A 12,096-nucleotide genomic window follows, 5' to 3' on the forward strand; every position below is an offset into this window, starting at 1 on the left:
TTGAGCAGTCACGACCATCACGGTCATCGCCACCATGATCACGGCCACGCTCATGATCATGGCCATGACCACGGCCATTCGCACGGTCACGGGCATGTCCATGCGCCCGCCGATTTCGGCAAGGCGTTCGCGATCGGCATTACGCTCAACACCGCGCTGGTCGTGGCCGAAGCGGTTTACGGCTATCTCGGCAATTCCACCGCGCTGCTGGCGGACGCCGGCCATAATCTGTCCGACGTGCTCGGCCTGGTCGTGGCCTGGGGCGCCTCGATCGCGGCGCGGCGCGCGCCGAGCGGCCGCTTCACTTATGGCTTTCGTGCCTCCACCATTCTGGCGGCGCTGGCGAATGCGGTGTTCCTGCTGGTCGCAACCGGCGCGATCGGCTGGGAGGCGATCTTGCGGCTGCGCGAGCCCGAGCCAGTCGCGGGCGTCACCGTGATGGTGGTCGCCGGCATCGGCATCCTCATCAACGGCTTTACCGCCATGCTGTTCGCACGCGGACGCAAGGACGACATCAACATCGAAGGTGCATACTTGCACATGGCGGCCGACGCCGCAGTCTCGCTTGGTGTCGTCGTCTCGGCGGCGCTGATCATCTGGACGGGCTGGCTCTGGCTCGATCCCCTCACCAGCCTCGTCATCTGCGCCAGCATCCTCTGGGGCACGACCAACCTGCTCCGCGGCTCCATCGACATGTCGATGGCGGCAGCGCCCAGGGGCACCGACCTCGTCGCTATCAAGGCGTTCCTGCTGGCGCGGCCCGGCGTCTCAGGGATCCACGACCTCCACGTCTGGCCGATCTCCACCACCGAGACCGCGCTGACCTGCCATCTCGTGATGCCCGCAGGCAGCGCCGACGCGTTCCTGATGGAGACCGCGCAGCAGCTGAAGACCACCTTCCGCATCGGCCACACCACGCTGCAGGTCGAGACACATCCGGACAATGGCTGCGCGCTCGCGCCGGATGATGTGGTGTAGGCATTCTGTCTCGACACCGTCATTGCGAGCGCAGCGAAGCAATCCAGAATGCCTCCGCGGAGACGGTCTGGATTGCTTCGTCGCAAGAGCTCCTCGCAATGACGAGAGGAGAGAGCAGCGCCTACGACGCCTTCGCCGTCACGATCCAGATCGCGCCCGGCAGCGCCACTGACTGCCCCTTGAGGAACGGCGCGAGCGCCTCGCGGATCGACGTCTTGGCCGCAGCGTACGTCTCCGGCGGTTGGCCCTGCAACGCGCGGCTGGCGGGGCCGATCTGGAGCGCGCCGTCGACGGCGGCATCGAGCCCGCCGCCGATGGCGATGTCCATGGGAAGATTATGCGGCTCCATCGCCACGTCGATGAAGCCAGCACCTTTCAGGATGCGCGTCACGCGCTCCTCCGAGGCGAAGGCGAACGGGCCCGGCTCTTCCGGCCCGACCGGCGGCATTTTCGGCACGTGCTTGTAGACCGCCATCAACGGCGCCATCATCCACGGGTTTTCCTTCGGCTCGCGCCAGCAGGCAAATGCTAGCCGCCCCGTCGGCTTCAGCGCACGGTGAAGGTTGCTGAAGGACGCAATCGGATCGGCAAAGAACATCACGCCGAAGCGCGAGGCGAGCAGGTCAAAGCTCGCCGGCTCGAACGGACACACCGTCGCATCCGCCAGCACGAAATCCAGCGGCAGTCCCTTCGGCGCAAACGCGCGCGCCTGCGACAGCATCGGTTCGGAGACATCGAGACCGAGCGCAAAGCCGTTTGGCGCCACAGCCTTCGCGAACGCAAAAGTCGTCGCACCCGAGCCGCAGCCGACATCGAGAACGCGCTCGCCCGGCTGCGGCTTGGCGCGGTCGATCAGCACGTCGGCAATGGGTCCAAGCACGCTCTCCTGCGCCGCGTGGCGATCGGCCCAGCGCTGGCCGCTCGGGCCGTTCCAATAGGCGATCTGGTCGGCGTTTTGCTCGTATCCGCTTGGTTGCTGCATCGGAGCCTCTGTCACTCAGGTCAGGCGACATCTATCGCCCACCTGCCAAATCCAGTCTACTCCCTGAGCCGGCGCACCATATGCGATTGCCCTGCCTGAACCGGGGAGCACTTTCCGGCCTCAGCTCGCAGCAGCGCCCTCGTGTCGAGCTCAGGGCACGAGCCGGCGTTTGCCGCAGACATCACCGGCCCCGGCACAGCGCGTCTGTGCGCATTGCGGCCGCATTGGTTTCACCGAACGGCCACATCGGAATCAGATGCCAACCAGATTTCCTCGGTAGATTCGCAGTTCCTCAAATCGGAAAGGCAGACCATGCGCAGCTTCACGGCATCCGTCATCGTTGCAGCTCTCTCCCTCGGAACTCCGGCTCTGGTGCAGGCGCAGGGCGCGTCGTCGCAGCCCGGCGCGGAACAGCCGTCCACTCAGTCCAGCACGGTGATCCGGAGCATACAGGTGGTGGACGTCAAGGAATTGCAGCCGGCGGTGCGCGCAAAGGTCGATGAACTCGTGGCGCAGACAAGCGAAAAAGACATTCAGTCGCTTCGGCAGTCCATCGACGCCACACCGCAGGCAGCCTCCGTCCTCAAGGCGAAGGGCTTGAGTTCGTCACAAGTCGTCGCGATCAACATCGCCGACGGCGTCCTGACGATGTTCACCAAGACGGCCTGATATCGGACGGGAGTTGCGCGGCGGCGGCACGCACGATCGCCGGCCTCTTCCGCCGGATGACGGATTCGCGCTGCGAAAGCGGATTGCCCTCCAGCAGGCCTGCTGCAGGGCTGCTCGTGTCCAGCATGAACCCTGACCAGGCCGCAAATTGGAGCCAGTTTGCGGCGCGTTCGGCTCTTGCCTCGACACCGGCCGGGGCGCTAAAGAGGCCCACCCGGGCGGTTAGCTCAGCTGGTTAGAGCATCTCGTTTACACCGAGAGGGTCCGCGGTTCGAATCCGTGACCGCCCACCAGCCTTCGCCTGCTTCGCTGGCTACGGCTTGGCGAGCCAGCCGAGGCACACATTGGTGCGAGGCCGGCGCAGGCGGGCTTGTCGCAAGCCCAGCTCAATCTTTCGGCCTCCCCGGCAGCAGCGGCACCGCGTCGATCCAGACCACGGCCGACTGACACCAAATCTGCCTCACAGGCCGCAGTTGGTCGCGCTGGCGGATCGAGCCCCAGCGGATGCCCCAATCGTCGGCCTGGTCGCCCTCGCCGCTGGTGAACAGCGGGGAACCGCAGTCGCCACAGAAGTGCTGGAGGCGCATCCGGCCGTTGTCGCCGCGCTTGCCGTAGACCTTTGGCGCACCGGCGATCAGCTTCACGTCGGCCTTGGTGCAGATCGCGGTCACCCGGAACGGCGATCCGGTCAGGGTCTGGCAATCGGTGCAGTGACAGACCGAGACCGCCTCAGGGTCGATCTCGGCCTCGAAGGTGATCCGCCCGCAATGACACTTGCCGTCGATCTGCATCGCCCGGTCTCCTTGCTCCTTGCCCCCCAAATAAAAACGGCGCCCGAAGGCGCCGTTTTATCATCTTTCGCTGATCTCAGTGAGCGGTCAGGCCGCCGGCGGCCTCATCGCCGTCGGGCTTCACCGTCACCTTGGTGTCCTCTTCCCAGACGATCGGCACCGGCTTCTTCACCAGCGCCTTGGCGACGACGTCGTCCAGACGCGAGACCGGGATGATCTCCATGCCGCCCTTGATCGCATCGGAAATCTCCGTGAGATCCTTGGCGTTGTCCTCGGGGATCAGCACCGTCTTGATGCCGCCGCGGGCAGCGGCGAGCAGCTTCTCCTTCAGGCCGCCGATCGGCAGCACGCGGCCGCGCAGCGTGATCTCGCCGGTCATCGCGACATCGTGGCGGACCGGAATGCCGGTCATGACCGAGATGATCGCGGTCGCCATCGCCACGCCCGCCGACGGACCGTCCTTCGGCGTCGCGCCTTCCGGCACGTGCACGTGGATGTCGCGCCGGTCGAACAGCGGCGGCTCGATGCCGTAAACGATCGCGCGAGAGCGGACGTAGGACGCCGCCGCCGAGATCGATTCCTTCATGACGTCGCGCAGATTGCCCGTGACCGTCATCTTGCCCTTGCCGGGCATCATGACGCCTTCGATGGTCAAGAGCTCGCCGCCGACATCGGTCCAGGCAAGGCCGGTGACGATACCGACCTGCGGCTCGCTCTCGATCTCGCCGAAGCGGTATTTCGGCACACCCAGAAGCTCTTCGAGAGTCTTCTCGGTGACCTTGACCGACTTCTTCTTGGAGATCATCAGCTCCTTCACCGCCTTGCGGGCGAGTGTGGAGAGCTCACGCTCCAGGTTACGCACGCCCGCTTCGCGGGTGTAGCGGCGGATCAGAAGCAGCAGCGCCTCGTCGTCGATCGAGAACTCCTTGGAGTCCAGGCCGTGCTTGGACACCGCGGTCGGGATCAGGTGCTTGCGCGCGATCTCGACCTTCTCGTTCTCGGTGTAGCCGGCGATCCGGATGATCTCCATGCGGTCCATCAGCGGGCCCGGAATATTGAGCGTATTCGCGGTCGTGATGAACATGACGTTCGACAGATCGTAGTCGACCTCGAGATAGTGGTCGTTGAAGGTCGCGTTCTGCTCGGGATCGAGGACCTCGAGCAGGGCCGAGGACGGATCGCCGCGGAAATCGGCGCCCATCTTGTCGATCTCGTCCAGCAGGAACAGCGGATTGGACGACTTCGCCTTCCGCATCGACTGGATGATCTTGCCGGGCATCGAGCCGATATAGGTGCGGCGGTGACCGCGGATCTCGGCCTCGTCGCGCACGCCGCCGAGCGAGACGCGCACGAACTCGCGCCCTGTCGCCTTCGCGATCGACTTGCCGAGCGAAGTCTTGCCGACGCCGGGAGGTCCGACGAGGCACAGGATCGGGCCCGTCAACTTGTTGGCGCGCGACTGCACCGCGAGATACTCGACGATACGGTCCTTGACCTTCTCGAGCCCGTAGTGATCTGCGTCCAGAACCGTCTGCGCGGCTTCCAGATCCTTCTTCACCTTGGACTTCTTGTTCCACGGGATCGACAGCAGCCAATCCAGATAGTTGCGCACGACGGTCGCTTCCGCGGACATCGGCGACATCTGGCGCAGCTTCTTCAACTCATGCTGCGCCTTCTCGCGCGCTTCCTTGGAGAGCTTGGTCTTGGAGATCTTCTCTTCGAGATCGGCGAGCTCGTCGCGACCATCGTCGTCGCCGAGCTCCTTCTGGATCGCCTTCATCTGCTCGTTGAGATAATACTCGCGCTGGGTCTTCTCCATCTGGCGCTTGACGCGCGAGCGGATGCGCTTCTCGACCTGCAGCACCGAGATCTCGCTCTCCATCAGGCCCAGCACCTTCTCCAGGCGGGTGGTGACGGACAGCGTCTCCAGGATGCCCTGGCGATCTGCGATCTTGACCGCGAGATGCGAGGCAACTGTGTCGGCGAGCTTGGCGAAATCGGTGATCGCCTGCACGACGCCGACGACCTCGGCCGAGATCTTCTTGTTGAGCTTCACATAGCTCTCGAAGTCGGACACGACCGAGCGCGAGAGAGCTTCGGCTTCGACCGACTTCGCGTCGGTGTCGGCGAGCGCAATTGCGGTGGCCTCATAATAATCGGCGCGATCGGTGTACTTCTGCACGCGTGCACGCTCGAGCCCTTCTACCAGCACCTTCACGGTGCCGTCGGGAAGCTTCAAGAGCTGCAGCACGCTTGCAAGCGTACCGGTCTCGTAAATGGCATCGGGCGCCGGATCATCGTCGGACGCGTTCTTCTGCGTCGCGAGCATGATCAGCGCGTCATTCTTCATCACCTCTTCGAGTGCGCGGATCGACTTCTCGCGACCGACGAAGAGCGGAACGATCATGTGCGGGAAGACCACGATATCGCGCAGCGGCAACACGGGATAAGCGTGCGTCTCGCCATGGACGATGGTTGGCCGGGGTTTTGGATTAGTCATGGCCTTTTCCTTTTGCTTTGCCCCCTCGCACGCAGCCCGCTTCTCTCATGCGCAACCGCCACAAGGTGCCGAGGTGATCCACAAACCGGTCTACCATTTGAAGGTTGGACCGGGCTTGCCGGATCGGAACTGAGGCGAATCTTGAACAGAATTTTCGCTCGCCGCCGACATAAGGTGGCTATCGACCGGGGGGGTGTCAAGTCATCGAAAAACGCGCGCCATCAGGCGCTTACGCACGCAGGTAAGCGACGCAATTCCGGCTGCGGAGTACATTTCCGCAGCCGCTACCATGAAAGACGTTTGGAGCGTTCCAGCGCCGCAAAATCAGGCGCTGGCGTTCTCGACGGCGCGATCGGACCGATCGGCGTAGATGTAGAGCGGACGCGCCGTTCCTTCCACGACTTCGCGGGAAATCACGACTTCTTCCACACCTTCCAGGCCCGGCAGGTCGAACATGGTCTCGAGCAGGATCGCTTCGAGGATCGAGCGCAGACCACGCGCGCCGGTCTTGCGCTCGATCGCCCTGCGGGCAACCGCGCCAAGCGCCTCGTCGGCGAAGGTCAGCTCGATATTCTCCATCTCGAACAGCCGCTGGTACTGCTTCACCAGCGCATTCTTCGGCTCGGTCAGGATCTTCTTCAGCGAAACCTCGTCCAGATCCTCCAGCGTCGCGACGACCGGCAGACGGCCGACGAACTCGGGGATGAGGCCATACTTCAGGAGATCCTCAGGCTCGACGTGACGGAATATCTCGCCGGTCCGGCGGTCTTCCGGCGCCATCACCTGGGCAGCGAAACCGATCGAAGTCGACCGTCCCCGCGCCGAGATGATCTTCTCGAGGCCGGCGAACGCACCGCCGCAGATGAACAGGATGTTGGTGGTATCCACCTGCAGGAATTCCTGCTGGGGATGCTTGCGGCCGCCCTGCGGCGGAACCGAAGCGACCGTGCCTTCCATGATCTTCAACAGCGCCTGCTGCACGCCCTCACCCGACACGTCGCGCGTGATCGAGGGATTGTCGGACTTGCGGCTGATCTTGTCGATTTCGTCGATGTAGACGATGCCGCGCTGGGCACGCTCGACGTTGTAGTCGGCGGACTGGAGCAGCTTCAGGATGATGTTCTCGACGTCCTCACCGACATAGCCGGCTTCGGTCAACGTGGTCGCGTCCGCCATCGTGAACGGCACGTCCAGAATGCGGGCGAGCGTCTGCGCAAGCAGCGTCTTGCCCGAACCGGTCGGACCGATCAGCAGGATGTTCGACTTCGCGAGCTCGACGTCGTTGTGCTTGGTCTGGTGGTTGAGGCGCTTGTAGTGGTTGTGCACCGCGACCGACAGGACCTTCTTCGCATGGCTCTGGCCGATGACGTAATCGTCCAGGACCTTGCAGATTTCCTTCGGCGTCGGAATGCCGTCCCGCGACTTGACCAGCGAGGACTTGTTCTCCTCGCGGATGATGTCCATGCAAAGCTCGACGCACTCGTCGCAAATGAAGACCGTGGGACCCGCGATCAGTTTGCGGACTTCGTGCTGGCTCTTGCCGCAGAACGAGCAATATAGCGTGTTCTTGGAGTCGCTCGTGCCGACCTTACTCATTCATGTCTCCGTCCGCGGTTCGATCCCGTCCGCTCGATCGTCCCATCCCGAAACGTTCGCGGGTAAGGGACTCAAATAGAGCAAATTCCGTACCAAAAAAGACCCTACGCGTTACATACCGTGCGAATCACGGTCAATCGATTCTCCGCGATCATAGCCGATCATTCGTAGCCAACCATGCTGTCACCCGACTATCAAGAATTCGCTAATCGAGGGGTCGCCGACAACCCGTGACAATACCGTGATTTCAGGTCTTGGCACGGGCGAAGTGACCGAAATCACCCCGGCGTTGCTGGATTACCACGAAAAACAAGCACGAAAGCGGAACTTTCTGCCTGTCGCAGGGCGCAGAACTGCGTTTTTTGCGCCCTCGCGAAGTGCGCCGTTAACGTGAACGTTGCCCTGACGATCCCCGGGGAATCCCCCAAGGAATCCGCAAGAGGAATTCCAGGGATCGATATTGCCGCCTCGCTCGCGTTACTGAGGCTTCGCCGCCGGTTCCTCGGCGCGCTTGTCAATCACCCTGTCGACCAGCCCGAACTCCTTGGCATCGGTCGCCGTCAGGAACTTGTCGCGCTCCAGCGCGTCCTCGATCGACTTGTAGGTCTGGCCGGTGTGCTTCACGTAGATCTCGTTGAGCCGCTTCTTCAGGTTCAGGATCTCCTGAGCATGCAGCATGATGTCGGTGGCCTGGCCCTGGAAGCCGCCGGAGGGCTGATGCACCATGATGCGCGCGTTCGGCAGCGAGAAGCGCATGTCCTTCTCGCCAGCGGCAAGCAGCAGCGAGCCCATCGAGGCGGCCTGCCCCGTGCACAGCGTCGAGACCGGCGGGCGGATGAACTGCATGGTGTCGTAGATCGCGAGGCCCGACGTCACCACGCCGCCCGGCGAGTTGATGTACATCGAGATTTCCTTCTTCGGATTTTCCGCCTCAAGGAACAGCAACTGCGCGACGACCAGCGTCGACATGCCGTCCTCGACCGGCCCGGTCAGGAAGATGATGCGCTCCTTCAGAAGGCGCGAGAAAATGTCATAGGCGCGCTCGCCACGGTTGGTCTGCTCGACCACCATGGGCACGAGGTTCATGTAGGTTTCAACCGGATCGCGCATGAGTCACCTAGGTTTTCGGAGGACGTCGCCACTTTTGCCGGAAGGCCGATGGACGTCCCGTGATGCAGGAAGTTGGTAGAAGAACGCTTGCAAGTGGAACGCGTAGATACAGGCTCCACCGACAGATATAGCCCAATTCGCGCCAGACAAGTACGGAACGAGTTAAGGCTTAATCCACCGGGCACTTGAAGCTGATTCTCGCAAAAAGGCCCAGCCGGCCATCTGGCTAGCTGGGCCGGTTCGCTGATCATCCTTAATAGAAGACTGTCTCAAAGCCTTCAGGCTGCAGTCTTTTCCTCGTCGTCCTTGTACAGGTCCTCGCGCGAGACCTTCTTCTCGGTCACGTTGGCGAGCTCGAGGATGAAGTCGACGACCTTGTCCTCGTAGATCGGTGCACGAAGCTGGGCCAGCGCCTGGGCATTGCTGCGGTAATAGTCCCAGACTTCCTTCTCGCGGCCGGGCATCGAGCGGGCACGCTCGATCACGGCGCGGCCGACCTCGTCGTCGGTCACGGTGATCTTGTTTTTCTCGCCGATCTCGGAGAGCACGAGGCCGAGACGCACGCGGCGGTCGGCGATCTTGCGGTACTCTTCCTTCGCCTTGTCCTCAGTGGTGTCCTCGTCGGCAAAGGTCTTGCCGGCGGAATCCATCTCGGCCTTGACCGAGTTCCACATCAGGTTGAACTCCTCGTCGACGAGCGAGGGCGGCGCCTCGAAGCGATGCGCCTCGTCGAGACGGTCGAGCAGCGCGCGCTTGACGCGCTGGCGCGTCGCACCGGCGTATTCGGCAACCAGCCGCTCGCGCGCGGCTTCCTTGAGCTTGTCCAGCGATTCGAGGCCAAGCGTCTTGGCGAACTCGTCGTCGATGGTGAGATCCTGCGGCGCCTCGATCAGCGTCGCGGTGGTCTCGAACTCGGCCGCCTGGCCGGCGAGCTTCTCGCTCATGTAGTTCTTGGGGAACGACACTTTCAGCGTGCGCGTCTCGTTCGCGCCGATGCCGATGAGCTGCTCCTCGAAGCCCGGGATGAAGGTGTTGGAGCCGATCACGACCTGGATGCCTTCGCCGGCGCCGCCCTCGAAGGCTTCGCCGTTGATGGTGCCCTTGAAGCTGATGGTGACGCGGTCGCCGGATTCAGCCTTCGCGCCCTCACCCTTGGCGGCATAGCCGCGGTTGGTGTCGGCGATGCGCTTGATCGCCTCGTCGACGTCCGAATCGGAGACGTCGGCGACGGGCTTCTCGACCTGGAAGGACTTGAAGTCGGCGAGCGCGATGGCGGGCACCACTTCGATCGCGACCGTGTAGGTCAGGTCGGACTTGCCCAAGAGCAGTTCCTCGACCTCGGCCTTCTCGGTCGGCATGGTGATCTTCGGCTCCGTCGCGAGCTTGAAGCCGCGCTCGGAGAACAGCTGGGTGTTGGTGTCGCGGATGGTCTGGTCGATGGTCTCGGCCATCACCGAGCGGCCATAGACCTTCTTCAGGTGGCCAACCGGCACCTTGCCGGGACGGAAGCCGTTGAGGCGCACCTTGTCCTTGAGGTCGACGAGCTTGGCGCCAGCCTTGGCGTCGAGGTCAGAGGCGGGAACGCTGATCTTGAACTCGTGCTTCAAGCCTTCCGAGATGGTTTCTGTGACCTGCATGGCGTCCAATCTTCTTCTCGTTCGGTCCCGGCACGCTCGCGCGTCGGAACGCTGTCATTAATCGATCCGGCGCGAGGCAAACGCCTCAACGCCGGTGGTTCATCGAGCCCGGCTCCAGGCGGAAAAACGTCCGCGCGGAGCGAGGCCCCTCAGTAATCCGTGCAAACGCTGAAAGCGCTTGGTGCGGGCGGAGGGACTCGAACCCCCACAACTTTCGTCACTGGAACCTAAATCCAGCGCGTCTACCAGTTCCGCCACGCCCGCGTGAATTTGCATCAAGACCGGCCGCGATGCCGCGGGCGGCGGGCTTATAGCATGGGCCCGCCTGTTCGCAGCAAAAAAATGGCTTGATCGAGACACCCTTCAAGTAAGCACGATGGCTGGACTTATCCAGCGCGGCGTGGTCCGGATCGCGCCTATGAAACCGCGGATTTTCGCCCCATCCAGACGCGAGGTCCTGGCCGGCCTTGGGGCCTCCGCCGCGGGCTTGCTCGGCGGTGGCGCAGCGCCTGTTACCACCACCCAGCTTGCGCTCCAGGCCCGCCCTGCGACCCTCGCTCTGAGGCCGGATCGGCCCCCTGCACCGATCTGGGAGCTGGCCGCCGTAAGCCATCTCGGCAATGTCCATCTCAGGCGCGGCGACCGCTGTGAGGTGACCTTCCGCAATACCCTGCCGGTCCCGCTTGCGCCGGTCTGGTACGGCCTCAATGGGGCGGCGCTGGCTGATCCGTTGCGGGGGCGCGCGCCCACCGCCCCGGACGCAACCGAAACATCAATTGTTTCAATACCAAACGCCGGGACCCTGGTAGCCGACTTTCGCCTCTTTGAAGACCGCCTGAAGCAGCCTGCGCGCCCGCTTCCGGTAATTGCCGAGGAGACCAGCCGCATCGCCGTCGATCGCGACGAGGTTCTGCTGATCGAGGAATGGCGCGTGAGGCAGGACGGCACCGCACTGCCGCCGGGCCAGGATCCCAAAGATACGATGCCGCTCTACACACTCAACGGGCGGACTTCATTCGAACTCTCAGCCTCCGTCGGCGAGCGGCTGCGGCTGCGCTTCATCAACGGCTCGCAACGTTCTGTTCTGGCAATCAAATTGGAAAGCCATGAGGTCCAGGTGATGGCGCTGGACGGACAGCCGGCGGAGCCGTTCCCGGCCCGCAACGGCGCCCTGGTGCTGGCCCCCGGAGCCCGCGCCGACGCCTTTGTGGATGCGGCCATGGCGGCCGCGTTGGTGCTGCATGACGGCAAGGAGGCGCACCCGATCGGGCGCCTCGCCGTCTCCGGCCAACTGGAGCGGCGCACGCCGCTGCCGCCGCCTCAGCCGCTCCCGTCGAACGGCCTTCCCGAAAAACTCGACCTGAGGGGCGCCCTGCGGTTCGATGTCGCGCCCGGCTCACCCGGCGCCGGCTGGAGCCGGACAGCCAATTTCTCCGCCACCTCCGCCCCCGCCTTCAGCGCCAAGGCCGGCCGGACCGTCGTGCTGGCGGTGAAGAACCCCGCCCCAATCACCACCATCTTCCATTTGCACGGCCACCATTTCCGCCTGCTCGACCGGCTCGACGATGGCTGGAAGCCCTACTGGCTCGACACGCTCGCCATCGAGCCCGGCCAGACCCAGCGCATCGCCTTCGCCGCGACTTCGCCGGGACGATGGCTGATCGAATCCGTGGTGACCGATTGGGCCGCGCCACGGCTGGTGCGGTGGTACGGGGTGGAGTGAAGCATCGGCCCTAGAGCGTTAGCCCATCTGACTGAATCGTTGGGGATTCACAAATCAGCGTTTTGGTGATTCAAGCTACCCGCCGGGACGGGAGGCCGGCGGGCATGGCG

The 12,096-nt window shown here is 63.6% G+C and carries 9 protein-coding genes and 2 tRNA genes; 4 read left to right on the forward strand and 7 right to left on the reverse strand.

The window, feature by feature from the left end:
* Positions 1-978, forward strand: a complete 978-nt coding sequence (locus ABID59_RS08845; protein ID WP_354083096.1) for a cation diffusion facilitator family transporter — start codon at positions 1-3, stop codon at positions 976-978.
* Between the two features lie 121 nt (positions 979-1,099).
* Here ABID59_RS08845 and ABID59_RS08850 read toward each other — a convergent pair whose 3' ends face one another.
* Entirely contained in the window at positions 1,100-1,960 is an 861-nt protein-coding gene (locus ABID59_RS08850) for a class I SAM-dependent methyltransferase (RefSeq protein WP_354083097.1), read from the reverse strand.
* A gap of 312 nt (positions 1,961-2,272) precedes the next feature.
* On the opposite strand from ABID59_RS08850, the gene ABID59_RS08855 reads away from it, so the two are divergent.
* Positions 2,273-2,629, forward strand: a complete 357-nt coding sequence (locus ABID59_RS08855; protein ID WP_354083098.1) for a hypothetical protein — start codon at positions 2,273-2,275, stop codon at positions 2,627-2,629.
* Positions 2,630-2,845: 216 nt separating this feature from the next.
* Positions 2,846-2,922: transfer RNA gene (locus ABID59_RS08860), tRNA-Val, on the forward strand.
* Between the two features lie 93 nt (positions 2,923-3,015).
* Here ABID59_RS08860 and ABID59_RS08865 read toward each other — a convergent pair.
* The 6 genes from ABID59_RS08865 to ABID59_RS08890 all read right to left on the reverse strand — a co-directional run bounded on the left by ABID59_RS08865 (position 3,016) and on the right by ABID59_RS08890 (position 10,527).
* Complete coding sequence (locus ABID59_RS08865; protein ID WP_354083099.1) at positions 3,016-3,420, reverse strand: GFA family protein; 405 nt, start codon at positions 3,418-3,420, stop codon at positions 3,016-3,018.
* A 76-nt stretch (positions 3,421-3,496) separates the two neighbouring features.
* Positions 3,497-5,920, reverse strand: coding sequence for an endopeptidase La (gene lon, locus ABID59_RS08870; RefSeq protein ID WP_354083100.1), 2,424 nt, complete (start codon positions 5,918-5,920; stop codon positions 3,497-3,499).
* Positions 5,921-6,244: 324 nt separating this feature from the next.
* Entirely contained in the window at positions 6,245-7,516 is a 1,272-nt protein-coding gene (gene clpX, locus ABID59_RS08875) for an ATP-dependent Clp protease ATP-binding subunit ClpX (protein ID WP_148753605.1), read from the reverse strand.
* 477 nt (positions 7,517-7,993) lie between these two features.
* Complete coding sequence (locus ABID59_RS08880; protein ID WP_148753604.1) at positions 7,994-8,626, reverse strand: ATP-dependent Clp protease proteolytic subunit; 633 nt, start codon at positions 8,624-8,626, stop codon at positions 7,994-7,996.
* A gap of 278 nt (positions 8,627-8,904) precedes the next feature.
* Positions 8,905-10,263 carry a trigger factor gene (gene tig, locus ABID59_RS08885; protein WP_148753603.1) on the reverse strand — a complete coding sequence of 453 codons (1,359 nt, stop codon included), beginning with the start codon at positions 10,261-10,263 and terminating at the stop codon, positions 8,905-8,907.
* A 179-nt stretch (positions 10,264-10,442) separates the two neighbouring features.
* A tRNA-Leu gene (locus ABID59_RS08890) sits at positions 10,443-10,527 on the reverse strand.
* A gap of 154 nt (positions 10,528-10,681) precedes the next feature.
* Here ABID59_RS08890 and ABID59_RS08895 point away from each other — a divergent pair.
* Positions 10,682-11,986, forward strand: a complete 1,305-nt coding sequence (locus tag ABID59_RS08895; protein ID WP_354083101.1) for a multicopper oxidase family protein — start codon at positions 10,682-10,684, stop codon at positions 11,984-11,986.
* Positions 11,987-12,096 lie beyond the last annotated feature (110 nt).

The organism is Bradyrhizobium sp. S3.3.6 (assembly GCF_040546905.1).
Classification (GTDB): Bacteria; Pseudomonadota; Alphaproteobacteria; order Rhizobiales; family Xanthobacteraceae; genus Bradyrhizobium; species Bradyrhizobium cytisi.